Below are 23,843 nucleotides of genomic sequence, written 5' to 3' on the forward strand. Positions count from 1 at the left end.
GTAGGAGCCGGCTTGCCGGCGAAGGCGGCCTTGAATATTGCATGGGGCTTTCGGGCCTCTTCGCTGGCAAGCCAGCTCCTACAACGTTTGCGCAGGGCGCGGATCCGTGGTCGCCTCGGAACTGTAGGAGCCGGCTTGCCGGCGAAGGCGGCCTTGAATATTGCATGGGGCTCTCGGGCCTCTTCGCCGGCAAGCCGGGCTCCTACAAAAGCTTCCACGTGTAGTCGATGTTCACCCGCAGTTCATTGTCGTCGCGGTGGCTGGCCTGCGCGGCAAAGTCGTTGCGATACCAGGCATTGCGCACGCGCAGGGCCAGGCCCTTGAGCGGCGTGCCCTGCAACACATAGGACAGCTCGATATCCTTTTCGCTTTCAGTCAGGTTCGAGCCCCCCAGCTTGGGCAACTCGATGTTGTCGCCGCGCACGTAACGCAACACGCCATTGAGCCCCGGCAAGCCCATGGCCACGAAGTTATAGTCGTACCGCGCCTGCCAGCTGCGCTCCTTGGGGTTGAGGAACTCCGAGCTCAACGTGCCTTCGGTGATGACCAACGGCTCGGTGCCGAACAGGTAGGGCATGGCTGTCTTGCCGGTCAGTTGCATGTAGCCGGCGCCAAATTTATGCGCGCCCAGGCTATAAGTCAGCATCAACGCCGCGTTGCGATTGTCTACCGGGCCGGCCTTGGCGGTGCCGTCTTCGCCGGTGACGAACAGGCGCACGTCGGTTTTCAGGCTGCCGGGCCCCATCGGGCGATTGTCGACCAGGCCATAGAAGTCCTTGCGGTACAGGCCAGCGAGTCCGGCGTGGTAGTACTTGAGGGTCAGTTGCGGCGTCCAGGCGTAGTCGCCGCCGAGGAAGGTGAAACGGTCCGATTCGGCAGCGCCATTGAAACGTCCGTTGGGTGAGGCGACCGACATCTTCTGGTAGTCGGTGGAGTCGCGCAGATTGATGCGGTCCAGCCAGCCGGCGTGCACGGTCAGGTTCTCGATTTCCCGGGACTTGAGATAGGCGCCACGGAACGTCTGCGGCAGCAGGCGGGTCGGGCTGGCGAAGGCGATCGGCAGGAAGGTGCTGATGGTGCCCAGTTGCAACTCGCTGTTGGAGGCCCAGGCCTTGGCGGTCAGGCCCAGCTCCGAATATTCGTTGGCCGGTTCCCGGGTGGCGGGGTCGAAGGGCAGCAAGCCGGTACCGGTGCGGTCCGGCGCAGAGTCCAGGCGCACGCCCAAAAGGCCCTGGGCGTCGAGGCCGAACCCGACAGGCCCTTGGGTGTAGCCGGAACTCAGGTTGAGGATGAAACCTTGTGCCCATTCGCGGGCGGCCGCCTGGGGGGTGGCATTCACGTAATTGCGGTCGAAGTAGTAATTGCGCAATACCAGGTTGGCATGGCTGTCGTCGACAAAACCGGCGGCGCAAGCCTGGCCAACGGATAAAACGCAGGCGCAAGCGCTGAGCGCCCTGAAAGAATTCCTGAGCATGGCAGTGTTCACTTTTATTGTTGTTGGAGTGCCCGCGCCGTCGCGACGCGGGGAATTGCGCTGCGGGTGTCAGTCGGCTTGAGTGCCGTTGCGTCGTACCGACAGGTAAAACATCGCCAGTGCCGCGATGACGATCCCCGGTGCCGAGGCCATCATCACGCCGGTGGTGCCGGTGCCCAGCGCGAGCATTTTGCCGGCCACCAAGGGGCCGCTCATGGCGCCCAGGCGGCCGATGGCGACGGCGCTGCCGACGCCCGTGGCGCGTACCGACGGACGATAGAAATGCGGGGCCAGGGCATATAGCACGCATTGCCCGCCGGTGGCGAAAAAGCCGGCGACGAAACCGGCCAGCAGCATGCTTTGCAATTGACTGGCCAGGCCCAGTGCGGTCAGCGAGGCGAGCAGGCCGACGTAGATCAGCGCGGACAGCGCCCAGGCCGGCAGCCGGTCCATCACCCAGCCGAGCGACAGGGTGCCCGCCGCCGCGCCAAACTGCAGCGCAAGCATCACCCAGCTCGCCTGGGTACCGCTGAAGCCTTGGCCGATCAACAGGCTGGGCAGCCAGTTGATCAGGATGTAGACCACCATGAGGGTAAAGAAATAACTGACCCAGATCATCGCGGTCGGCAGCGCCGCGCCTTCGCGGAACAGGCCACGGACCACACCGCGTGGCGCGGTGTCCTGGGCGCGACCCAGAAACTGCGCCGACTCCGGCAGGTAAAGGCCCAGCAGCGGCACAATCAACAGGGGCACCACGCCACCGACGTAGAACACCACTTGCCAGCCGCCGGCCAGGTCGGCGATGCCGATGCTGGCCGCCATTGCCGCACCCAGCGGCACGCCGCAGTACATCAGGCTCACGGCGGTGCCGCGCAGGCGCGGACCCGCGACTTCGCTGCTCAGGGCGATCAGGTTGGGCAGGGCGGCACCCAGGCCCACGCCGGTCAGGCAACGGGCGATCAATAAACTGTTGAAGTCCCAGGCCACGGCCGTGAGCAACGAAAACAGCCCGAACAGGGCCACCGAGGCCATCAGCACGCGTTTGCGGCCGATGCGATCGGCCAGCAGGCCGCCGAAGAAAGCACCGGGCAGCAGGCCGAAGATTCCGGCGCTGAAGACCCAGCCCATGTGCAGTTTGTCCAGTTGGAAGGCGGCCGCCATGCCTTGGGCAGCGATCCCTGAAGCCTGCAGGTCGAGGCCTTCCATCAGGGCGACGAGGAAGCACAGACCGATGGTCCGCGCCAGGTAGAGCGGGGTTGTCACGTTCAGCGATGTCATGGGGATGTACCCGTTTTATTGTTGTTATGGCAAACAGAGGGTGGACCTTGTAGGAGCCGGCTTGCCGGCGAAGACGGTGGCACATTCAGTGGAGGCATTGACTGACGGACCGCTTTCGCTGGCAAGCCAGCTCCTACAAAGGCCGGTGGCGTCAGCGCTTGAGCAGATCCAGCGCGACGTCGACGATCATGTCTTCCTGGCCACCGACCATGCGCCGCTTGCCCAGCTCGACGAGGATGTCGAGAGTCTTGAGTCCGTACTTGGCGGCGGCGATTTCGGCGTGGCGCAGGAAACTCGAATAGACCCCGGCATAGCCCAGCGCCAGGGTCTCGCGGTCGACCCGCACCGCACGATCCTGCAGCGGGCGCACGATGTCGTCGGCGGCGTCCATCAACGTGTACAGGTCGGTGCCGTGGTTCCAGCCCAGGCGTTCGGCGGCGGCGATGAATACTTCCAGCGGCGCGTTGCCGGCCCCGGCACCCATGCCGGCGAGGCTGGCGTCGATGCGGTCGCAGCCTTCCTCGACCGCAGTGATCGAGTTGGCCACGCCGAGCGACAGGTTGTGGTGGGCGTGCATGCCGGTTTCGGTCTCCGGCTTGAGCACCGCCTTGAACGCACGGAAACGCTCGCGCACATCCTGCATGTTCATCGCGCCACCGGAGTCGGCCATGTACACGCAGGTGGCGCCGTAGCTTTCCATCAACTTGGCCTGGGCGGCCAACTGCTCGGCCGGGATCATGTGGCTCATCATCAGGAAACCGACGGTGTCCATGCCCAGCTCGCGGGCGTATTCGATGTGCTGTTTCGAGACGTCGGCCTCGGTGCAATGGGTGGCGATGCGCACCACCCGGGCCCCGGCGTTGTAGGCGGCTTTCAGGTCATGCACGGTGCCGATCCCGGGCAGCAGCAAGGTGGTGATCTTGGCGTGGCTGATCACGTCGGCCGCAGCCTCGATCCATTCCAGATCGGTGTGCGCGGCAAAGCCGTAGTTGAAGCTCGAGCCTTGCAGGCCGTCGCCGTGGGCCACTTCGATCGAGTCGACGCGGGCCTTGTCCAGAGCGCGGGCGATGTCCTGCACGTTCTGCAGCGAGTACTGATGGCGAACCGCATGGCTGCCGTCGCGCAGGGTCACGTCGGAGATGTAGAGTTTCTTACCGTTCATCAAAATGCTCCTCAGGCTGGTTGCATCGACTGCGCCATGCGCTCGGCGGTGGCCAAGGCTGCGGAGGTCATGATGTCGAGGTTGCCGGCGTAGGCTGGCAGGTAATGGGCGGCGCCTTCGACTTCGAGGAACACCGAGGTCTTAAGGCCGGAAAACTGGCCCAGGCCGGGGATGTGCAGCGGCGCGTCTTCGGGAATCACGTCGAACTGCACCTTTTGTTTCAGGCGATAACCCGGCACATAGGCCTGCACGGCGGCGGCCATCTCGACGATCGAGGCTTCGACCAGCGCCTGGTCCGCCGCCTCGGACAGCACGAACACCGTGTCGCGCATCATCAGCGGTGGCTCGGCCGGGTTCATCACGATGATCGCCTTGCCCTTGCTCGCACCGCCGATCACCTCGATGGCCTTGGAGGTGGTTTCGGTGAATTCGTCGATGTTGGCGCGGGTGCCGGGACCGGCGGATTTGCTGGCGATCGAGGCAACGATTTCGGCGTAGTGCACCTTGGCCACCCGCGACACTGCCGCGACCATGGGGATGGTCGCCTGGCCACCGCAGGTGACCATGTTGACGTTGAGCTGCTCGAGGTTCTGCTCCAGGTTCACCACCGGCACGCAGTACGGGCCGATGGCCGCGGGCGTCAGGTCGATCAGGCGGATGCCGGGCTTGATCGCGCGCAGGAACGCATCGTTATTCACGTGGGCGCCGGCCGAGGTGGCATCGAACACGAAGTCGATGTCCTTGAATTGCTCCATGCGGGTCAGGCCTTCGACGCCTTCGTGGGTGACGGCCACGCCCATGCGCTGGGCGCGGGCCAGGCCGTCGGAGGCCGGGTCGATGCCGACCATCACCGCCATTTCCAGGTGCTGGGCGTTGCGCAGGATCTTGATCATCAGGTCGGTGCCGATGTTGCCGGAACCGATGATGGCGACTTTGAGTTTGTTCATGATTGTTGCCCCTTATGCAAAGTCGACCGCGACACGACCGATACCCTCGATCTCGGCTTCAAAACGATCACCGGCAGCGACCGCGACCATCGGCCCGAGTGCGCCGGTCAGAATGATGTCGCCGGCCCGCAGCGGATCGCCCAGGCGCGCCATGGTGCAGGCCAGCCAGACGGCGGCATTGAGGGGATGACCGAGGCATTCGGCACCGCTGCCGCTGGAGACTTCTTCGCCGTTGCGGGTCATGCGCATGCTGGCCAGGCTCAGGTCGAGCCCGTCGATGCGACGTGCCGTTTCCCCCAGCACAAAACATCCGCTGGAGGCGTTGTCCGCCACGGTGTCGACGAAGCGGATGTTCCAGCCCTGGATCCGGCTACCGACGATTTCCAGGGCCGGGACCACCCAGCCGGTGGCCGCCAGCACGTCGTCGAAAGCCGTCTCGGGGCTTGGCAGGTCGTGTTCGAGGATTAGGGCGATTTCCGCCTCGATCTTCGGCTGCATGACGCGGCCAATCGGTACGGTTTCGTTGTCGGTGTAGTGCATGTCGGCGAGCAGGGTGCCGAAGTCTGGCTGATCGACCCCCAGTTGCTGCTGGACCTTGGGATTGGTCAGGCCGATCTTGCGGCCGACCACGCGGTTACCGGCGGCCAGGGCATGGGCAATGTTCAGGCGCTGGATGGCGTAGGCGGCTGCGGCGTTGTCTTCGCCAATCTGCTCGCGTAGCGGGGCAATCGCCTCGTTGCGGGCTTGGGCCTGGCGCAGGCCGGCGGCGAGTTGTTCCAGGGTTTCTTGAGTAGGGAGCATGTCGGCCTCTGTCATCAGTGGGTCAGGAAGTCCAGGACCAGGCGGTTGAACGTCTCGGCGTGTTCCCACTGGGCCCAGTGGCCGCAGCGGTTGAACACGTGCAATTGCGCCTCGGGCAGGCCGGCCAGCAGGCGCAGGCCGGTGTCCATGGGTACGAAGCGGTCTTCGCGACCCCAGACCAGCAGGGTTTGCGCCTTGATTTCATGCAGGCGGTGGCTGAAGTCCGGGAATTGCTTGGGGTTGAGGGTGCTGCTCTTGACGAAATTCTCCAGGTGATCGCGGCGCGCGAGGAGGTTGTCCAGGCGGGTCTGGAACAAATCGTCGGAAATGCTGCTGGCGTCGAAGACGAATACGCTCATCATCTTCTTCAGGTTGTCGATGGTCGGGTCGCGGTACAGCGCACCGATCAACTTGATGCCTTCGGTGGGCTGTGGAACGAAGGCGCTCGGGCCGCCGGTACCACCCCCCATCAGCACCAGTTTGCCGACCCGCTGCGGGTTGGCGAGGGCGAACGCCACGCTGCTGTGGGCGCCCATGGAGTTGCCGAGGATGTGCACGCGGTCCAGGTCGAGGACGTCGAGCAGGCCTTTGAGCGCACGGGCATTGAGGTCCGAGCGCGAGCCGTCGCAGACGATCGGGTCGCTCTTGCTCCAGCCTGGACAGTCCATGAGGATCACGCGGTAGCCGGCGTTTACCAGGGGGTCGATGTTGCGGTGGAAGTTGGCCCAACCGCTGGCACCGGGGCCAGAACCGTGGAGCATGACCACGGTTTCGACACTCGGGTTTTCAGGGTTGTGGCCGACGTCGTTGTAATGCAGTTGCAGGTCCAGGTCGCCTTCCTTGATACGGGCAAAGCGGCTGGTGGTGGCTTCGGTGAACGCAATGGCAGTCATGACTGTTCCTCGGAATCAGTGGTTGTTGTTCAGCGGCTGGGCGCCAAGGGCGGCAAAGCCTGCGATCCATTCGGGAATCGGGCGGTAGTAGCGACCTTCGGTGCGATAGGGGCCGAACGCAGACAGCGCGGCGAAGGCGGCGACCCAGGTCTTCACTTCGTGGGTGGACTTGCCGGCGAGGGCCGACAACTGGTCATTGCCCAGGGCATCGAGGTCGTTGAGTCGACCCTGTTCGAGGGTGTCGAGAAAACCCTGGTCCCACGTCGGATTGAGGGGATGCAGGCTGTGCTGGTCGTCGACGAAGTCCCGGGCGGCTTGAATCACCCGGTTCTGCCGCGCCTGGCGTTCATCGGCCGGCAACTGGCGACCGCTGCCCATCAGGCGATCGGCCATGCGCGCATCGACCTTGGCCAGTTCCGGCACCGGTGGCTGGTGGGACAAGCCACCGGAGGCGAGGAACAGCACGCGCTTGTCCAGCGACTTCGCCCACCGGCCGATGGCTTCGCCGAGCAGCCGGGCCCGCTTGAAACCGGGCAGGGGCACGGCGACGCAATTGATGAACACCGGAATCACCGGGCAGCCTTGCAAGCCGCCGAGCAAGAGTTCCAGGGGCTGGGCAAACGCGTGGTCGACCTGCATGCGGTAGGACACGGCGGTGTCGACGCCTGCATCCAGGACCGATTGGGCGCAGGCTTCGGCGAGCGCCTTGGGTACGTCCAAGGGGCCGGCGGCCGTGTCGAAATCGCCAATGGCATCGGCCGCCATGCCGATGCAAAACGCCGGCATCACGTCGTAGAAAAAGCCGTTGTAGTGGTCCGGCCCGAACAGCACGATCAGTTGTGGGGCAAAGCGCGCGATGCGCTCGCGGGCCTCGGCGGTCATCGCGTCGACTTCGGCCAGCACCTGGGGTGTCGGGTCGACGTGGCCCACCAGCGGGGTGTGCGACAGACAGTGCAGATATGCGCTCATCTCAAGCCACCTGGCTGGCGACGGTCGTCGCGGCCGGTTGCGGCAGTGCCTTGAGCGCCAGGGCCAACTCATCGCAGGCCTGGCCGACGGTTTGCGGGATGGCCAGGCCGGCGAGGAAACGGTCCGGGCGCACCAGGGCGATGGATGCCGAACCGCGGGCGAACCACTCCTTCAGGCGACCGCTGCTGTCGCCGACGCGAATCACCCCGGGGCTGGCATCGCTGGCGGCCTTGAGCTGGACGTCCGGCAGCACCTGGATAAACCGTGTGCCCAGGGCCCGCCAATGTTCGATCTGCTCGGCGCTCAAGCCCCAGGTCGGGTCGCAGCCCCAGGCGATGATCGCGAAATGCTTGCCGATCACTTCATCGAGCAACAGGGTGTCGCCCGCTTCGGTGAGCACCCGTGGTTGAATGAACATCTTGCCTACGGCAGAGGACTTGTCGTGGGGGGCGATCAAGGCTCCACGGGTGTATTGCGGCATCGGCTTGAAGCGCATCTCCAGGAAGTAGCGCTTGACCGGTGGCACGTAGTTGAGCAGCCAGGACACGCCATCGCGCAGGGTGCCTTGCCAGCGCTTGGGCGGCGCCAGGACATGGCCGGCGAGCACGGACAGGTCGATCATGGCCTTGGCGTGGTCACGGCGTTCCTGTTCGTAGCTGTCGAGCAGGCTGTCGGCGGCCAGGCCCTTGATCACCAGCGACAGCTTCCACGCCAGGTTCGAGGCGTCGCGCATGCCGCTGTTGTAACCCTGGCCCTGCCACACCGGCATGATGTGCGCGGCGTCGCCGGCCAACAGCACCCGACCCTGACGGAATCGACCGGCCAGGCGCGCGTTGTGGGTATAGACGCGGCTGCGGATCAGCTCGATGCGGTCGGGGTCGGGCAGCACCTTGGCCAGCAACTTGCGCATGTTCTCGGGCTTGCTCAACTCGGCTTCGGTTTCGCCGGGCATGACCATGAATTCGAAACGACGCACACCGTGGGGCAGGGCGGCGGACACATAGGGCCGCACCGGGTCGCAGCACAGGTAAACGTGCGGCGTGGCCAGCGGGTCGTTGGCGATGTCGACGACGATCCACTGGTTGGGCGCGGTCTTGCCTTCGAAGCTGATGTCCAGGCTGCGTCGCACCAGGCTGTTGCCGCCGTCGCAGCCGATCAGGTAGCGGGCATGCAGGCGTTCTTCGCGGCCGTTCTGGTCCTTGAGGTTGAGCACCACGGCGCTATCGTCCTGCACGAAGCTTTGCAGCTCGCGGCTGAACAGCACCTTGACGTTTTTGAAGCGCTGCAAGCCTTCGTACAGCACCCGGTCGGCCAGGGGCTGGATGAACGCGTTGCGTCGTGACCAGCCGAACTCATCGGTGCGGGGCTGGATGTCGGCAAAGCAGCGACCTTTTGGCGTGAGGAAGCGCATGGCGTGCCAGGGGGTGGTGTGCGGCAGTACGTTTTCGGCCAGGCCGACTGCCTGGAAGGTGCGCAGGCTTTCGTCATCCAGGCCAATGGCGCGGGGATAATCGATCAGGCGGTCGAGCTTTTCCACCAGGGTGACGTTCACGCCGCATTGGCCCAGGTAGTTGGCGATCATCAATCCGACCGGACCGGCGCCGACGATGGCGACGTCGGTGCTCAGTTCCAGCGTGGAGGGCGAGGGTGCAGGACTCATGGGTATCTCCATACAGCGCTTTTGGATTTCTTGTTGGGCGCAGTATGGGAATCGCGGTACTGGTGGACAACGACAACCCTTGCTAGTGTGCACTGGGTGCACATCGTTGATTTACAACAAAAAAGGAGCGATCAGTGAGCGAGACAGAATACAAGTCCGTGCGGGGATTGATGCGTGGCCTGGCCCTGATCAACAGCTTGAATCGCTTCGACGGCGGGGCGAGCACCGCGCAACTGGCCGAGCGCAGCGGACTGCATCGGACCACCGTCCGGCGGCTGCTGGAAACCTTGCAGGCCGAGGGTTACGTGCGGCGCAGCGATTCGGACGACAGCTATCGCCTGACCCTCAAGGTGCGCGAATTGAGCGAGGGATTTCGCGATGAGCAATGGATCTCCTCGATCGCCGCGCCGCTGCTCGGCGAGTTGTTGCAGGAGGTGGTCTGGCCGACGGACCTGTGTACGCTGGATGGTGATGCCATGGTCATTCGCGAAACCACTCATCGCTTCAGCCGCCTGTCGTTCCACCGCTCCATGGTCGGCCGGCGCCTGCCGTTGCTGATGACCGCCACCGGGCGCGCCTACTTTGCGTTCTGTCCGCCTGCCGAGCGCGAAGAGCTGATCGAGTTGATGATCAGCCGTGACGACGAACAATCGGCGCTGGCCGCCGATCGGCGTTTTGTCGAACGGCTGGTGCAGCACACCGTCGCCAGGGGTTATGGCGAAAACAACTCGCATTGGGGCCAGGAACGCAAGATTGCGGCCATTGCGATACCCATCACCTTTGAGGCGCGGCTGATGGGGTGCCTGAATCTGGTCTACATTGCCAAGGCGATGTCCGTCGAGGAAGCGGCCCGCCGCTACCTGCCGGCGATGCAAGGGGTGGTGCAGAAGATCCAGGACCAGTTGGTCGGCTCATCTGCCTGAATTCTTCGATGACGCTATGGTTGTTTCTATACAGCGTTTTCCCGATGATCGCGGCAAAACCTAACTCCAAAGTCAACAAGGATGCTTCTCATGAAAGTCAGTGCACGCAACGTATTCAAAGGCCAGGTCAGTCACGTCCAGGCCGGCGCGGTCAATGCCGAGGTGAGCCTGACCCTGCCCGGCGGTGAGCAACTGGTGGCCGTCGTGACCATGGAGAGCATCAAGAACCTGGGGATTGCCGTCGGCAAGCCAGCGATCGCCCTGATCAAGGCGCCGTGGGTGATGTTGATGACCGAGTCCGACGACATTCGCCTCTCGGCGCGTAACTGCCTGCAGGGCAAGGTGCTGAGCGTCAACGACGGCGCCGTCAACGCCGAAGTGGTGATCGAGCTGGCGGGCGGTGCGAAGGTGTATTCGATCGTGACCCGCGACGCCGTCGCAGAACTGGGGCTGGCACCGGGTGTCAGCGCTACGGCGGTGATCAAGGCTTCCCACATCATCCTGGGCGTCCCGGCCTGACGGCGAACCCGGCGAAGAACGATAACGCGGTCTTGCAGATACACCGCAGCGCCTGGTTCGCGGGCAAGCCTCGCTCCTACAGGCGAAGGACGATGATGCGGTCTTGCAGATACACCGCGGCGACTGGTTCGCGGGCAAGCCTGGCTCCTACAGGCGAAGGACGATAACGCGGTCTTACAGATACACCGCAGTGCTTCGGTTCGCCGGCAAGCCTGGCTCCTACAGACAGTTAGTTACAAACCATCCTCCAGCGCCTTGAGGTATTCAGGGCTGTTGCCGATCGAGTTGTGCCCGGTGCCCGCTATCACCTGCAGCGTCGCCACGCCCGGAGGGAAATGGCTGTAGAGCCGCCGGGTGCTTGCGTCTGGAATCACTTCGTCGTGCTCAGCGGCAATCAGGCGCGTCGGCACCGTGATGTGCGCGGCGTAGCGCCAGGATTCGAATTTATCCTTCAGCAGCCACTGCACCGGAAGCCAGCGGAACTGGCGCACAGCCAGCTCCTCCAGGCTGTTGTACGGCGTAATCAGCAGCAGTCTTGTCGCCGGCCGATAACTGGCCAGGCGCACCGCAACCCCCGAACCCAGGCTGCGCCCGACCACGGCAATCTGCGGGTGCTCGGCGTAGACCTTGTCGAACAAGGTCATGGCATCGCGGGCAAGGGCTTCTTCGGAGGGGGAGCCGCTGCTGCCGCCATAGCCACGGTAATGCAGCAGGTACAGGGCATGGTCGGGGAAGGCCCGGTCGAACGCCGGCAGGCTGCGCGAGACGTCCTCGGCATTGCCGCCGAAGTAAATCAGCGCCTTGGGGCCTGCATGCGGGCGCACCGACACCAGCACCTGGGCCTCGTCCACCGGCAACGTCAGCAACGTCCCGGGCGCGTCGACGGCGCGGGGCTGCGGGTAGTAGATGAGCGCGCGTTGAAACACGAACAGGGCCGCGCAGAGCGCCAGGTACAGCGCAGCGGCGATGACGACGAGTAACACCAGGGTTCGGGACATTCGGCTAACGTTAGTGGGCGACATTGACGGCTCCGGGGTGCCGTCAAAGTGTAGCTGGCGGCATAGGAGGGCACCGATGCCCATCGCGCTCAAGTGGCTCAACGTGTTGCCTGCGGAAAGAGCGGCCCTGGCCCTGGGTTTCGCCTTCCATTTCTGCGTGCTGGCCAGCTATTACCTGGTACGACCGTTGCGCGATGCCCTGGGGCTTGAAGGCGGCGTCGACCAATTGCAGTGGCTGTTCACCGCCACCTTCGCGGTGATGCTGCTGATGGTGCCGGTGTTTGGCGCGCTGGCATCGCGCCTGCCGGCCACGCGGTTCGTGCCGTTGATCTACCGAGTGATTGCCGTGTCGATGCTGGTGTTTGGCCTGTTGATCGGCAACCACGTCGCACCGGTGACGGTCGGGCGGGTGTTCTTTGTCTGGATCAGCCTCTACAACCTGTTTATCGTCTCGATTTTCTGGAGCGTGCTGGTCGACCGCTTCTCCAGCGAGCAAGGGCGCCGGCTGTTCGGCTGCATCGCGGCTGGCGGCACCCTGGGCACCTTCATCGGGCCCTTGCTGGCGGCGACCATGGCCACTCGTCTGGGCCCGCTGGCGCTGACCGTCGGTGCGGCGCTGCTGCTGGAGCTGGCGGTACGGTGCTATCGGGGGCTGCTGGCGCAGACGCAATCGCAGCAGGGAAACCGGTTATTGGACGAACGGCGCCTGGGCGGCAGCATGTTCGCCGGGATCACGCTGATCCTGCACTCGCCGTATCTATTGGGGTTGGTGGCCTTCATGCTGCTGCACACCAGCGCCGCGACTTTGTTGTATTTCGAGCAGGGACGGATCGTCGCTGGCAGCTACGCTGATGTAGGCAGCAGGACGCAATTTTTCGCCGTGGTCGATTTGCTGGTGTCGGCGCTGACCTTGATTTGCCAGTTGCTGCTGACGGCGCCGTTGATCCGCCTGCTGGGCATCGGTGGCGCGCTGCTGACGTTGCCCCTGGCGACCGTCGTGGCGTTTTGCGCCATGGCGCTGGCGCCGGTGCCGGCCAGCGTGGCACTGGCCCAGGGACTGCGCCGCGCGGTGGAGTTCGGCATTGTGCGGCCGGCGCGGGAAGTGCTGTGGACGGTGGTCAGCCGTGAAGAGAAGTACAAGGCCAAGAATGTGATCGAAACCCTGGTCTATCGTGGCGGTGATGCCGCCAGTGGTTGGCTGTCGGCCGGTTTGACGGCCCTGGGCGCGGGCTTTGGCCTGGTTGCGCTGGCGGTCGTGCCGGTGGCGGGCGTGTGGGGCGGGTTGTGCCTGTGGCTGGCCAGGCGCCAGGCGCGAATGGCCGAAGCTGGACCACAGGAGCCGGGCCACCGGTGAAGGAAACGTCATGAGCCATGCCCAAGGTTTGACCCGCAGGCAAATACTCACGCTGGCTGCCGCTGCACCGGCGGTCTTCACGCTCGGCCCGAGCGGTGCGCAAACCTCGCCAGCGGCGGGAACAGGAGGCAAGACCATGATGACCCGCGTCATTCCTTCCAGCAAAGAGCCTTTGCCCGCTGTCGGCCTGGGCACCTATCGCGGCTTCGACGTGGCGCCTTCGGATCCTGCGTACCGCAGCTTGCCCGCCGTGCTTGACGCGTTGTTCGAAAAGGGCGGCAAGGTCATCGACAGCTCGCCGATGTACGGCCGCGCCGAGCAGACCACCGGCGAGCTGCTGTCGATTCACGAGCCACGATCGCCGGCCTTCCTGGCGACCAAGGTGTGGACCCGTGGGCGCGAGGAAGGCATTGCGCAGATGGAGCAATCGTTCAGTCTGCTGCAGACCGACCGCATCGACCTGATGCAGATCCACAACCTGCTGGACTGGCAAAGCCATCTGCCGACCTTGCGCCAATGGAAGGAAGAAGGGCGCATTCGCTACATCGGCATCACTCATTACACCGCGTCGGCCTATGACGAAGTGGAGGCGCTGCTCAAGGCCGAGCCACTGGACTTCCTGCAGATCAACTACGCGCTGGATGATCGCGCCGTCGAGAAACGCATCCTGCCACTGTGTCGCGACCGCGGCGTGGCCGTGATCTGCAACCGGCCGTTCGGTGGCGGTAACTTGATCGCGCGGTTGAAGGGCAAACCATTGCCCGGCTGGGCCGCGCAAGTCGGGATCAAGAGCTGGCCGCCCCTGGCCCTCAAGTTCCTGTTGTCGCATTCGGCGGTGACCTGCGTCATCCCCGGCACCGGCAACCCGCGCTACATGACGGAAAACGCCAGCGCCGGTTTCGGCCCGATGCTCACCGATGCACAGCGTCATCAGTTGATCGCTTTGGTGGATTGATACCAGGGCCGGTTCCGCCAGGCGGGTTCCTGACTACACTGATTGAGTTTCGAAAAACCTGAGCATGCAAGACATCCCCGACCATTACCCAAAAGGAGATCGAACATGACTATTCGCATTGGCGATGAGGCACCGGATTTCACCGCCGACAGTACCGAAGGGCCGATCCGCTTCCACGAATGGATTGGCGACAAATGGGCGATCCTGTTCTCGCACCCGAAAGACTTCACCCCGGTCTGCACCACCGAGCTTGGCTATATGGCCCGGTTGAAGCCGGAGTTCGACAAACGCAACACCAAGGTCGTCGGCTTGAGCATCGATCCGGTCAGCGACCACCATGCCTGGATCGGCGACATCGAGGAAACCCAGGGGCATGCGGTCAACTATCCGATGATCGGTGACGACAACCTGGTGGTGGCCAAGCTCTATGACATGATTCACCCCAATGCCAGCGGCGGCCAACGTACCGCCGTGGACAACGCCACGGTGCGTTCGGTGTTCATCATCGGCCCGGACAAGAAGGTCAAGGCGATGCTGATCTACCCGATGAGCGCCGGGCGTAATTTCGACGAAGTACTGCGCCTGCTCGACTCGCTGCAACTGAACGCCAAGCACACCGTCGCCACGCCGGTGAACTGGCGTCCGGGGGAGGACGTGATCATTCCGACGTCGGTTTCCGATGAGGATGCCAGGAAGAAGTATCCGGATGGCTTCAAGACCCTGAAACCGTATTTGCGCGTGGTGCCGCAACCCAAGTAGGCCCTGGTGGGTGACCTGTACACCGCTCCTGCGGGGGCGGTGTGCAGGGGGATGATATAAGAACTGTATTGGGGGGATATCCGTTGCTGCGGTAACGGCCACCTAGGATTTCGCCCTTACGGCAACTCACTTTTCCAAACGCCGGAGTGCCGGCCCAGCAAAAAGTAAGCAAAAGGCTTTGCCCCACCACTCGGTGCCTCGCTAGGGCTCGGCATGCCATAACGAAGGCCATTGCTCCGTGGGTCGCCGCGATGGGCCATCCCTGGCCCAGCGCGGCTAAACCGGCGTCCTGCCGGTTTCCCCACTGCGCAATGCCTGCGTTCGGCCATCGTGGTTAACGGGGCACCCAAATCAAAAGCCAAAGCGAGGCGGCCTTACAGCCGACCTGACTTCTTCGGCTGTACCTGATCCCCTGTAGGAGCCAGGCTTGCCGGCGAACCAGGCGCTGCGGTGTGTCTGTTACACCGCATTATCGTTCTTCGCCGGCAAGCCAGGCTCCTACAAGGGGAATGCGTACGGCTCCCGATCAGGTCGGCTGTAAGAGCCCTTGGTTACTTGGGGCTTTTCCAAGTGACTCGCTGTAAGAGCGAAACCATAAGTCGCCGTTACCGCAGGAATGGATATACACCCAATCCAACGCCAGCAGCTCCCCAAAAAAGTGAGCAGCATTACGGCACACAGGACGGCCTTCAATCACACCAGATATTTACGAAACCACCCCAGCGTCCGCTCCCACGCCAGCTTCGCCGCCGCCTCGTCGTAACGCGGCGTGGAGTCGTTGTGAAAGCCATGGTTGGCGCCGGGATAGATATAGGCTTCATAGGTCTTGCCACCGGCCTTCAACGCCTGCTCATAGGCGGGCCAGCCCTCATTGATTCGCGTATCCAGTTCACCGAAGTGCAGCATCACCGGCGCCTTGATCCGGGGCACATCCTTGGCGTCCGGTTGCCGGCCGTAGAACGACACCGCCGCACCCAGTTCCGGGTAAGCCACGGCTGCCGCGTTGGTGACGCCACCGCCATAACAGAACCCGGTGATGCCGACTTTTCCACTGGAATCGGGATGCTTCATCATCCACTCGACGGCGGCAAAGAAGTCATTCATGAGCTTTTGCGGGTCGACCTTTTCCTGAAGCGCACGGCCCTTGTCGTCGTTGCCCGGGTAGCCGCCGACCGAGCTCAGGCCATCCGGGGCGAGGGCGATGAAACCGGCCTTGGCCAGGCGCCGCGCAACGTCTTCGATATAAGGGTTGAGCCCACGGTTTTCATGTACGACCACCACCGCCGCAACCTTGCCGGCGGCTTTTGCCGGACGCACCAGATAGGCCCGCACCTGCCCGTTGCCCTTGGGCGAGGGGTAAGTCACGTACTCGGCGATGATGTCCGGGTCGGTGAACTCGACCTGTTCGGCAAGGGCGTAGTCCGGGCTCAGGGACGCCAGCAGTGCACTGGCGGTCAATCCGCCCAGGGTGAACAGCGCGGCGCGGTCGAGAAATTCGCGCCGGTTGATCAGGCCATGGGCGTAGTAGTCGTAGAGTTCCAGCAGTTGCGGGGAAAAGTCCTTTGCAGTGAGACGGGTCATCGGTGCGCTTCCTCTTCAACCTGTTGAACACAAACTGTGTAGGAGCTGGCTTGCCAGCGAATGCGGTCTTCCATTCAACACTTCTGTCGACTGACCCGGCGCCTTCGCTGGCAAGCCAGCTCCTACAGGGGGACATGCCAAATGTCATTGCAGGCACAGCGCCCCGGCTTTCGCCACTTGTGCATCCTGTTCGGCCTTGACCCCGGACACCCCGACCGCGCCGATCACCTGGCCGTCGACCGTGATCGGCACCCCGCCTTCGAGCGAAGTCAGCAGCGGGGCCGAGAGAAAGGCCGTACGCCCGCCATTGACCATCTCTTCATAGCCTTTGGATTCACGCCGACCCAGGGCCGAGGTGCGGGCTTTTTCGGTGGCGATGTAGGCACTGATGGGCGGCGCGCCATCGAGGCGTTCGAGGGCCAGGGGATGGCCGCCGTCATCGACCACGACAATGGTCACCGGCCATTGGTTGGCCTGGGCTTCGGTGCGCGCGGCAGCGAGTATCTGGCTGACTTCAGCCTGGCTCAGGACGGCTTTGTGGTTCATGGCGTTCTCCATTGGGCGCTATTGGGACAGGGCGTCTTCGACCAGTTCGATCCAGTGCCGCACGGGGGTTCGGCCCGCGCCGTCGAGGTGCGACTGACAGCCGATGTTGGCGGTGACGATGACTTCAGGGTAGCCGCTTTCCAGGGCATTCATCTTGTTGTCGCGCAGTTGCCGGGCCAGTTCCGGTTGGGTCAGCGAATAGGTGCCCGCCGAACCGCAGCACAAATGGCTGTCGGGAACGCTGGTGAGGTTGAATCCCAGGCGGATCAGCAGTTTTTCCACCGCGCCACCGAGTTTTTGCGCGTGCTGCAAGGTGCAGGGGCAATGGAACGCCACGCGGTGAGCGTTGTGGATGCCCAGTTGTTCCAGCGGTTCATCGCGCAAGACTTCCACCAGGTCCCGGGCCAGCGCGCTGACCCTCCTGGCCTTGTCGGCATAGGCCGGGTCGCGTTCGAGCAGATGCCCGTAATCCTTGATAAAAGCACCGCAACCGCTGGCGGTTTGCACGATGGCTTCGGCACCTTGTTCAATGCCCGGCCACCAGGCGTCGATGTTGTGCCGGGCGCGATCGAGGCCGGCGGCCTGGGCGTCCAGGTGATAATCCACGGCACCGCAACACCCGGCCTCGCGAGCCGGCATGACGCTGATGCCCAGTCGGTCCAGTACCCGGGAGGCGGCCACGTTGGTATTGGGCGACAGGGCCTGTTGCACGCATCCTTCGAGCATCAGCACCTGCCGGGCATGGCGCGGTGCGGGACGCTGCTTGGGCGCCGGGAGGTTGCGCGGCAGCTTGCTTTGCAGGGTGCCGGGCAGCAGCGCGCGTAATGTCTGGCCGCTGTTGACCAGGTGCTTGAACAGGTCTGGATGCGGCACCAGCGTACGCAGCCCCTCGCGCAACAGGCGCTGGCCGATCGGACGCGGCACCGCCGCATCGACCACGGCCCGGCCGATGTCCAGCAAGTTGTGGTAATCGACCCCCGAAGGGCAGGTGGTCTCGCAGTTGCGGCACGACAGGCAGCGATCCAGGTGCTGCTGGGTTTTTTCCGTGACCTCATTGCCTTCCAGCACCTGTTTGATCAAGTAGATGCGCCCGCGCGGGCCATCGAGTTCATCGCCGAGCAATTGATAGGTCGGGCAGGTGGCGTTGCAGAACCCGCAGTGCACGCAGGTGCGCAGGATGCTGTCGGCTTCTTCGGCACGGGGCAATCGGCGGGCGCGTTCGCTCAAGGTGGTCTGCATGATTCATAACTCCGCGTACAGGCGTCCGGGGTTGAAGATGCCCTGGGGGTCGAGTTGCCGCTTGAGACTCTGGTGGTAACGCAGCAGCGCGTCGGGCAGCGGCTGGAAGGGCGTGTCGGTGAGCCCGTGGCTGTAGCAGGTGACGTGCCCGCCAGCCTCGGCGACGACCTGGCGAATGAACTTGGCCTGGGCATCGGACTTGAGCCAGCGCTGGGCGCCGCCCCAGTCGATCAGTTGCCGACCGGGCAGGGACAGGCGTGGTGTGTTGTTGGGCACGGACACGCGCCACAGTGGCTGGTCTTCGTCGAAGAACGCCAGGCGCTGTTCGTTGAGATCGGCCCAATACGCAGGGTCGAGCACCTCGCCGCCGAGGCGATCATGGGCCGCCGCTACCGAACCTTCTCCGCCCTCGAGCCTCAGGTGCAGGCACTCACCGTCATGGCACGCGGCGCTGATCGGCAGCGGTTGCTGGCCCCATTCCGCCAGGCGCAGCAGGGCATGCTCGGCGCTCATTTGCAGGCTGATACTCAGGGCCTGCCGGGGCTTGGGCAGGACCTTGAGCGAGACCTCGGTGATCAGGCCCAGGGTGCCGTAACTGCCGGCCATCAGGCGCGACAGGTCGTAACCGGCGACGTTCTTCATGACCTCGCCACCGAAACGCAAATGCTTGCCCAGCCCGGTGATCACCCGTGTGCCCAACACGAAATCCCTGACCGACCCCGACCACGGCCGACGAGGGCCCGACAGCCCGCAAGCGATCATGCCGCCGACGGTGGCGTCATCGCCGAAGGCCGGCGGTTCGCAGGGCAGCATCTGCTGCGCGGCGTCCAGTACCTTGGTCAATTCCGCCAGTGGCGTGCCGCCGCGCACAGTGATCACAAGCTCGGTCGGGTCATAGCGGACAATGCCCCGGTGCGATCGTGTATCGAGTATTTCTCCGGCCGTCACGCGGCCCAGGAACGCCTTGCTGTTGGCGCCCTGAATGCGCAGCGGCGTGGCGTTGGCCAACGCCTGGTTGACCTGGTCCAGCAGCGCAGTGCTGTCATCGAGATCAGCAGGTGGGTGCATCAGAAACGCTCCAGGTCAGGGAAGGGCAGTTGTCCGGCGTGTACGTGCATGGCGCCAAACTCCGCGCAACGGTGCAGGGTCGGGATGTTCTTGCCGGGATTGAGCAGGCCGCCGGGGTCGAATGCCGCCTTGACCGCATGGAACAGGGTCAGCTCATCGCTGTTGAACTGCGCGCACATCTGATTGATCTTTTCCCGGCCTACGCCGTGTTCACCGGTAATGCTGCCGCCGACCTTCACGCACAGCTCGAGGATCTTGCCGCCCAGGGCTTCGGCGCGATCCAGTTCGCCCGGTGTATTGGCATCGAACAGGATCAGCGGATGCATGTTGCCGTCGCCAGCATGGAACACGTTGGCCACCCGCAGGCCGTACTCGGCCGAGAGTTCGGCGATGGCCTTGAGCACGCCCGGCAGCTCACGCCTCGGGATGGTGCCGTCCATGCAGTAGTAGTCCGGTGACAGGCGGCCCACCGCCGGAAAGGCGTTCTTGCGCCCGGCCCAGAAGCGCACGCGTTCGGCCTCATCCTTGGCCTGGCGCACTTCAGTGGCGCCGGCCTGTTGCAGTACTTGGCGCACGCGGTCGCAATCGTCCCGCACGTCGGCTTCGACGCCGTCGAGTTCGCACAGCAGGATGGCCTCGGCCTCCACCGGGTAACCGGCGTGGATAAAGTCTTCCGCGGCGCGGATGGCCAGGTTGTCCATCATCTCAAGGCCCCCGGGAATGATGCCGGCAGCAATGATGTCGCCCACGGCGCGGCCGGCTTTTTCCACGGAGTCGAACGCCGCCAGCAGCACCTTGGCGGACTGCGGCTTGGGCAGCAGCTTGACCGTGACTTCGGTGATCACCCCGAGCATGCCTTCAGAGCCGGTGAACAAGGCCAGCAGGTCCAGGCCTGGGGAGTCCAGGGCGTCGGAGCCCAGGGTCAGGTGTTCGCCGTCGACGGTGAGGATGTCGACCTTGAGCAGGTTATGCACGGTCAGTCCGTACTTCAGGCAATGCACGCCGCCAGCGTTTTCGGCAACGTTACCGCCAATGGAGCAGGCGATTTGCGAGGACGGGTCGGGCGCGTAGTACAGGCCGAACGGTGCGGCGGCCTGGGAAATCGCCAGGTTGCGCACCCCCGGCTGCACCCTGGCGGTACGGGCGACGGGGTCGATCTGCAGAATCTGGTTGAAGCGGGCCATCACCAGCAGCACGCCTTTTTCCAGGGGCAACGCACCGCCAGACAGACCGGTCCCGGCGCCCCGGGCGACTACCGGGACCCGGCGTTCATGGCACAGGCGCAATACGCCCTGAACCTGGGCAATCTCGCGTGGCAGCACCACCAGCATCGGCGTGGTGCGATAAGCGCTCAGCCCGTCGCATTCGTACGGTTTCAGTTCTTCGCGCTGGTGCAGGATCTCCAGATCGGGCAGTTGCGTGCGCAAGGCCTGCAACAAGGCGGCCTTGTCGACGTCTGGCAGAGCGCCATCAACGCGTTCATCGTAGAGAATATTCATAGTCGTTTTACGATACTCCGTTCATGAAAGCCCGGGCGATTGCCGTAATGCTGGTCACTTGGGCGCGGGGCCCCACATTTGTGGCGAGGGGATTTATCCCCGTTCGGCTGCGAAGCAGTCGTAAATGCCAACAACTCGTTCTGTTTGGACGGATGCTGAGGGCCGCTTCGCTGCCCAACGGGGATAAATCCCCTCGCCACAAATGTGAGCTCCCACGCTTAAGTGTATTGCCCGGGTTCTGCGATCAATGACCGCCCACCACCATATGGCTGAACGGAGCCACGTAGGCCTGCAACGTCACCAAGCCGCCGACCAGGATCGCCAGGACGATCGAGTGGAAAAACACATAGCGCAGGATTTCCCCTTCATGGCCGTACCAGCGGGTGGCGGTGGAGGCGACCACGATCGACTGGGCGTCGACCATCTTGCCCATGACCCCGCCAGAACTGTTGGCGGCGGCCATCAACACCGGGCTGAGCCCCAGTTGCTCGGCGGTGACTTTTTGCAAGCCGCCGAACAGCACGTTGGAGGCGGTGTCCGAGCCGGTCAGGGCCACGCCGAGCCAGCCCAGCAGGGTGCCGAACATCGGATAGAAAATCCCGGTTGCGGCAAAGGCCAGGCCCATGGTCGCGTCCAGCCCCGAGTAGCGGGTCAGGAAGCCCAGGGCGAGCATCGCGGTAATGGTGATCAGTGAGTAGCGCACCACCCACAGCGTGCGCAGGTATTGGTGAATCAACTGCGGGATGGAGTAGCCCATCAACAGCCCACCGAGGATCGCCGACAGCAGGATGCCGGTGCCGGTGCTGGTAAACCAGGTGAACTTGTAGATCGCCTCTTCGGTTTTCGGCGCAGGCACCACGGGGGGAACCTTTTCGATGTGCTGGTGAATCGTGGTGAAGGTCAGGATCGGGGCGAAAATCGGGTTGGCCTCGCGCAGCGGTTTACCCTGGGGGTCGAGTTTGGCCGTGCTGGTGGCCGGATCGATCGCCGGGCGGGTGTCGAACATGTTCTTGAAGCCTTGGGTACCCCAGGCGAAAACGAACACGGTGAGGATGATCCACGGCATCCAGGCGCGCATTACCGCTGGCTTGGCATCGCTGGCAAAGGTGGCGCTGGCGATCGGCTTTTCGTCATGCTCCTCGGCGATGGCCGAGTTGTCGACGCGCCCGGACAGGGCAGCAGAGGTATGCACGCTGGCCGGTTTCCACACCTTCAGGAAACCCGTCAGGCAGGCCATGGAGATCAGCGCGGCGATCACGTCCACCAGCATCGGCCCGTGATAGTTGGACACGATGAATTGCGGAACGGCAAAGCTAACCCCGGTCACCAGGATCGCCGGCCAGATTTCCAGCATCTTGCGCCAGCCGGCGAAAGCCCAGATCAGCCAGAAGGGCACGATCACCGAGAAGAACGGCAGTTGCCGTCCGACCATCATCGACAGCTCCATTTCATCGAGCCCGGTGACTTTGGCCAGGGTGATGATCGGTGTCCCCAGGGCCCCGAAGGCCACGGGGGCGGTGTTGGCGATCAGCGCCAGGCCCGAGGCGGCCAGCGGCGAGAAGCCGAGGCCGATGAGGATCGCGCCGGTCACCGCCACCGGTGTGCCGAACCCCGCGGCGCCCTCGAAAAAGGCGCCGAAGCAGAAGGCGATCAGCAGCAGTTGCAGGCGGCGATCGTCGGTGATTCGCGCCAGGGAGTCCTGCAGTACTTTGAACGAGCCGTTCTCGGTCGTCAGCCGATGCAGGAAAATGATGTTCAACACAATCCAGCCGATGGGCAGCAAACCGTTGGCGGCGCCGTACAATGCGGCCGACCCCGCCATGCCGGCGGGCATGCCGAAAGCGAAAATCGCGATCACCAGCGCCGAGGCCAGGGCGAGCAGTGCCGCCAGGTGTGCCTTGACATGGAAGAACGCGAGGGCTGCCAGCATCACCACCACCGGCACGGCGGCCATGAGGGTAGAAAGCACCGGGTTGTTGAACGGATCGTAGATTTGCTGCCAGACCATGTTCCACCTCTGCTTTTTATTGTTGGGAGTGCAGCCCCTGGGGGGGGGAGGTGGCCTCTAGTATAGGTGGCATTGCGCCGCTGTCAGGGCGCGGTCGCCGTCGCCTCGATCAGCGCTTGGCAGGCGCCTGAGCTAGCATTGCGGGTAGGTCGAAATCAGCCGCGGGAGGAAAGCAGTAATGACTGAGCGCCATGTGGAGCACAAGGAGACGCTTTCGAACGGATGCAGCATCAAGGTCAAGGCCGAGATACTGAAGGACGGCTCCTTGGGCATGTTCATCGGTGTCTACCGACCGGACGGCTCGGTCATTGACGAAAACCACGATCCAAAACCGCACATGCTGGACATGGAAGCGGCGATGGACTGGGCAATCGACATTGCCAAGGGCATCGGCAATAGCCAGAGAACCTTGTAACGCATGGCCGGGGATTGGGTGTAGGAGCCAGGCTTGCCGGCGAACCAGGCGACGCGGTGTATCAGACCGACCGCCTTCGCGGGCAAGCCACGCTCCTACAGAGGGGGGTTAATGCTTGAACATCACATGCCGCACAACGGTGTAATCCTCCAACCCATACATCGACATGTCCTTGCCATACCCGGACAACTTCTGCCCGCCATGGGGCATTTCGCTGACCAGCATGAAGTGCGTGTTGACCCAGGTGCAGCCGTACTGCAAGCGCGCCGACAGGCGATGGGCGCGGCCGACGTCGGCGGTCCACACCGAGGACGCCAGGCCGTAGTCTGAATCGTTGGCCCAACCCAGCACCTGCGCTTCATCGCTGAATTTAGTCACTGACACCACCGGCCCGAACACTTCGCGGCGCACGATTTCGTCGTCCTGCCGGGCGTCGGCCAGCACCGTCGGTTCGAAGAAGAAACCATTGCCCGGGGCGGCCTTGCCGCCCGTGATCAAACGAATGTGTGGCTGCGCCACGGCGCGCTCGACGAAACCGGCGACGCGGTCGCGGTGTTGCGCGGTGATCAGCGGGCCGAGCTCGGTCGATGGATCGTCCTGCAAGCCGTACTTGATGCTGCTGACGGCCGCGCCGAGCTTCTCGACGAATTTCTCGTAGATGCCTGCCTGGGCATAGATGCGGCAAGCGGCGGTGCAGTCCTGGCCGGCGTTGTAGAAACCGAAGGTGCGGATGCCCTCGACGGCGGCGTCGATGTCGGCGTCGTCGAAGATGATCACCGGGGCCTTGCCGCCCAG

Annotated in this window: 22 protein-coding genes; 6 read left to right on the forward strand and 16 right to left on the reverse strand. The window is 63.9% G+C overall.

Annotated features, from left to right (window positions below; all coding sequences use genetic code 11):
- Positions 1-202: 202 nt before the first annotated feature.
- From HFK74_RS26585 to HFK74_RS26620, 8 genes are all read right to left on the reverse strand, one after another.
- A complete protein-coding gene (locus tag HFK74_RS26585; protein WP_180206075.1) occupies positions 203-1,474 on the reverse strand; it encodes an OprD family porin in 1,272 nt (423 codons plus the stop codon).
- 69 nt (positions 1,475-1,543) lie between these two features.
- The gene (gene mhpT / locus HFK74_RS26590; RefSeq protein WP_180206076.1) at positions 1,544-2,752 is read right to left on the reverse strand and encodes a 3-(3-hydroxy-phenyl)propionate transporter MhpT; all 1,209 of its coding nucleotides are present in this window, start codon (positions 2,750-2,752) and stop codon (positions 1,544-1,546) included.
- Between the two features lie 151 nt (positions 2,753-2,903).
- Positions 2,904-3,914, reverse strand: a complete 1,011-nt coding sequence (gene dmpG, locus HFK74_RS26595; protein ID WP_180206077.1) for a 4-hydroxy-2-oxovalerate aldolase — start codon at positions 3,912-3,914, stop codon at positions 2,904-2,906.
- A gap of 11 nt (positions 3,915-3,925) precedes the next feature.
- Positions 3,926-4,861, reverse strand: coding sequence for an acetaldehyde dehydrogenase (acetylating) (locus HFK74_RS26600; protein ID WP_180206078.1), 936 nt, complete (start codon positions 4,859-4,861; stop codon positions 3,926-3,928).
- Positions 4,862-4,873: 12 nt separating this feature from the next.
- The gene (gene mhpD / locus HFK74_RS26605; protein WP_180206079.1) at positions 4,874-5,662 is read right to left on the reverse strand and encodes a 2-keto-4-pentenoate hydratase; all 789 of its coding nucleotides are present in this window, start codon (positions 5,660-5,662) and stop codon (positions 4,874-4,876) included.
- Positions 5,663-5,676: 14 nt separating this feature from the next.
- Positions 5,677-6,555: an alpha/beta fold hydrolase gene (locus HFK74_RS26610; protein WP_180206080.1), complete on the reverse strand. Its 879-nt coding sequence runs from the start codon at positions 6,553-6,555 to the stop codon at positions 5,677-5,679.
- Positions 6,556-6,570: 15 nt separating this feature from the next.
- Positions 6,571-7,524 (reverse strand): 3-carboxyethylcatechol 2,3-dioxygenase, encoded by a 954-nt coding sequence (gene mhpB, locus HFK74_RS26615; RefSeq protein WP_180206081.1) that lies wholly within the window; start codon positions 7,522-7,524, stop codon positions 6,571-6,573.
- Between the two features lies 1 nt (position 7,525).
- A complete protein-coding gene (locus HFK74_RS26620) occupies positions 7,526-9,184 on the reverse strand; it encodes a bifunctional 3-(3-hydroxy-phenyl)propionate/3-hydroxycinnamic acid hydroxylase (protein ID WP_180206082.1) in 1,659 nt (552 codons plus the stop codon).
- Positions 9,185-9,318: 134 nt separating this feature from the next.
- Between HFK74_RS26620 and HFK74_RS26625 the strand changes: the two genes are divergently transcribed.
- Both HFK74_RS26625 and HFK74_RS26630 read left to right on the forward strand, forming a co-directional pair.
- Positions 9,319-10,107 (forward strand): DNA-binding transcriptional regulator, encoded by a 789-nt coding sequence (locus HFK74_RS26625; protein ID WP_180206083.1) that lies wholly within the window; start codon positions 9,319-9,321, stop codon positions 10,105-10,107.
- Positions 10,108-10,197: 90 nt separating this feature from the next.
- Positions 10,198-10,626 carry a molybdopterin-binding protein gene (locus tag HFK74_RS26630; RefSeq protein WP_180206084.1) on the forward strand — a complete coding sequence of 143 codons (429 nt, stop codon included), beginning with the start codon at positions 10,198-10,200 and terminating at the stop codon, positions 10,624-10,626.
- 233 nt (positions 10,627-10,859) lie between these two features.
- Here the strand turns inward: HFK74_RS26630 and HFK74_RS26635 are convergent, their stop codons facing one another.
- Entirely contained in the window at positions 10,860-11,648 is a 789-nt protein-coding gene (locus tag HFK74_RS26635; protein WP_180206085.1) for an alpha/beta hydrolase, read from the reverse strand.
- A 52-nt stretch (positions 11,649-11,700) separates the two neighbouring features.
- Between HFK74_RS26635 and HFK74_RS26640 the strand changes: the two genes are divergently transcribed.
- The 3 genes from HFK74_RS26640 (at position 11,701) to HFK74_RS26650 (ending at position 14,692) form a co-directional block, all read left to right on the forward strand.
- Entirely contained in the window at positions 11,701-12,978 is a 1,278-nt protein-coding gene (locus HFK74_RS26640) for an NTP/NDP exchange transporter (protein WP_180206086.1), read from the forward strand.
- Between the two features lie 10 nt (positions 12,979-12,988).
- On the forward strand, positions 12,989-13,933 hold the full coding sequence (locus HFK74_RS26645) for an aldo/keto reductase (protein WP_180206087.1): 945 nt from the start codon (positions 12,989-12,991) through the stop codon (positions 13,931-13,933).
- A 105-nt stretch (positions 13,934-14,038) separates the two neighbouring features.
- Positions 14,039-14,692, forward strand: coding sequence for a peroxiredoxin (locus HFK74_RS26650; RefSeq protein ID WP_008061088.1), 654 nt, complete (start codon positions 14,039-14,041; stop codon positions 14,690-14,692).
- Positions 14,693-15,385: 693 nt separating this feature from the next.
- Here HFK74_RS26650 and yghX read toward each other — a convergent pair.
- The 6 genes from yghX to HFK74_RS26680 all read right to left on the reverse strand — a co-directional run bounded on the left by yghX (position 15,386) and on the right by HFK74_RS26680 (position 22,633).
- Positions 15,386-16,273, reverse strand: a complete 888-nt coding sequence (yghX, locus tag HFK74_RS26655; protein ID WP_180206088.1) for a YghX family hydrolase — start codon at positions 16,271-16,273, stop codon at positions 15,386-15,388.
- A gap of 144 nt (positions 16,274-16,417) precedes the next feature.
- Entirely contained in the window at positions 16,418-16,819 is a 402-nt protein-coding gene (locus tag HFK74_RS26660) for a heme-binding protein (RefSeq protein ID WP_180206089.1), read from the reverse strand.
- Between the two features lie 18 nt (positions 16,820-16,837).
- Positions 16,838-18,058: a glycolate oxidase subunit GlcF gene (gene glcF / locus HFK74_RS26665; protein WP_180206090.1), complete on the reverse strand. Its 1,221-nt coding sequence runs from the start codon at positions 18,056-18,058 to the stop codon at positions 16,838-16,840.
- 3 nt (positions 18,059-18,061) lie between these two features.
- A complete protein-coding gene (gene glcE / locus HFK74_RS26670; RefSeq protein WP_180206091.1) occupies positions 18,062-19,126 on the reverse strand; it encodes a glycolate oxidase subunit GlcE in 1,065 nt (354 codons plus the stop codon).
- Positions 19,126-20,625, reverse strand: coding sequence for a glycolate oxidase subunit GlcD (gene glcD / locus HFK74_RS26675; protein ID WP_180206092.1), 1,500 nt, complete (start codon positions 20,623-20,625; stop codon positions 19,126-19,128). The genes glcE and glcD overlap by 1 nt, the downstream gene beginning before the upstream one ends.
- 244 nt (positions 20,626-20,869) lie before the next feature.
- Positions 20,870-22,633, reverse strand: a complete 1,764-nt coding sequence (locus tag HFK74_RS26680; protein ID WP_180206093.1) for an L-lactate permease — start codon at positions 22,631-22,633, stop codon at positions 20,870-20,872.
- A 178-nt stretch (positions 22,634-22,811) separates the two neighbouring features.
- Between HFK74_RS26680 and HFK74_RS26685 the strand changes: the two genes are divergently transcribed.
- The gene (locus HFK74_RS26685; protein WP_180206094.1) at positions 22,812-23,048 is read left to right on the forward strand and encodes a hypothetical protein; all 237 of its coding nucleotides are present in this window, start codon (positions 22,812-22,814) and stop codon (positions 23,046-23,048) included.
- A gap of 108 nt (positions 23,049-23,156) precedes the next feature.
- Here HFK74_RS26685 and HFK74_RS26690 read toward each other — a convergent pair.
- Positions 23,157-23,843 (reverse strand): aldehyde dehydrogenase family protein (locus tag HFK74_RS26690; RefSeq protein ID WP_180206095.1); only part of this gene is annotated, 687 nt, incomplete at its 5' end.

Source organism: Pseudomonas sp. SbOxS1, from assembly GCF_013416725.1.
GTDB lineage: Bacteria > Pseudomonadota > Gammaproteobacteria > Pseudomonadales > Pseudomonadaceae > Aquipseudomonas.

Coding starts and splice junctions, on each gene's coding strand:
- HFK74_RS26600 (WP_180206078.1), bottom strand. CDS start 4,861: ATGAACAAACTCAAAGTCGCCATCATCGGTTCCGGCAACATCGGCACC.
- HFK74_RS26680 (WP_180206093.1), bottom strand. CDS start 22,633: ATGGTCTGGCAGCAAATCTACGATCCGTTCAACAACCCGGTGCTTTCT.
- mhpD (WP_180206079.1), bottom strand. CDS start 5,662: ATGCTCCCTACTCAAGAAACCCTGGAACAACTCGCCGCCGGCCTGCGC.
- HFK74_RS26645 (WP_180206087.1), top strand. CDS start 12,989: ATGAGCCATGCCCAAGGTTTGACCCGCAGGCAAATACTCACGCTGGCT.
- mhpT (WP_180206076.1), bottom strand. CDS start 2,752: ATGACATCGCTGAACGTGACAACCCCGCTCTACCTGGCGCGGACCATC.
- HFK74_RS26585 (WP_180206075.1), bottom strand. CDS start 1,474: ATGCTCAGGAATTCTTTCAGGGCGCTCAGCGCTTGCGCCTGCGTTTTA.
- HFK74_RS26620 (WP_180206082.1), bottom strand. CDS start 9,184: ATGAGTCCTGCACCCTCGCCCTCCACGCTGGAACTGAGCACCGACGTC.
- HFK74_RS26640 (WP_180206086.1), top strand. CDS start 11,701: ATGCCCATCGCGCTCAAGTGGCTCAACGTGTTGCCTGCGGAAAGAGCG.
- HFK74_RS26635 (WP_180206085.1), bottom strand. CDS start 11,648: ATGTCGCCCACTAACGTTAGCCGAATGTCCCGAACCCTGGTGTTACTC.
- glcF (WP_180206090.1), bottom strand. CDS start 18,058: ATGCAGACCACCTTGAGCGAACGCGCCCGCCGATTGCCCCGTGCCGAA.
- glcE (WP_180206091.1), bottom strand. CDS start 19,126: ATGCACCCACCTGCTGATCTCGATGACAGCACTGCGCTGCTGGACCAG.
- HFK74_RS26630 (WP_180206084.1), top strand. CDS start 10,198: ATGAAAGTCAGTGCACGCAACGTATTCAAAGGCCAGGTCAGTCACGTC.
- glcD (WP_180206092.1), bottom strand. CDS start 20,625: ATGAATATTCTCTACGATGAACGCGTTGATGGCGCTCTGCCAGACGTC.
- HFK74_RS26685 (WP_180206094.1), top strand. CDS start 22,812: ATGACTGAGCGCCATGTGGAGCACAAGGAGACGCTTTCGAACGGATGC.
- HFK74_RS26660 (WP_180206089.1), bottom strand. CDS start 16,819: ATGAACCACAAAGCCGTCCTGAGCCAGGCTGAAGTCAGCCAGATACTC.
- dmpG (WP_180206077.1), bottom strand. CDS start 3,914: ATGAACGGTAAGAAACTCTACATCTCCGACGTGACCCTGCGCGACGGC.
- mhpB (WP_180206081.1), bottom strand. CDS start 7,524: ATGAGCGCATATCTGCACTGTCTGTCGCACACCCCGCTGGTGGGCCAC.
- yghX (WP_180206088.1), bottom strand. CDS start 16,273: ATGACCCGTCTCACTGCAAAGGACTTTTCCCCGCAACTGCTGGAACTC.
- HFK74_RS26610 (WP_180206080.1), bottom strand. CDS start 6,555: ATGACTGCCATTGCGTTCACCGAAGCCACCACCAGCCGCTTTGCCCGT.
- HFK74_RS26650 (WP_008061088.1), top strand. CDS start 14,039: ATGACTATTCGCATTGGCGATGAGGCACCGGATTTCACCGCCGACAGT.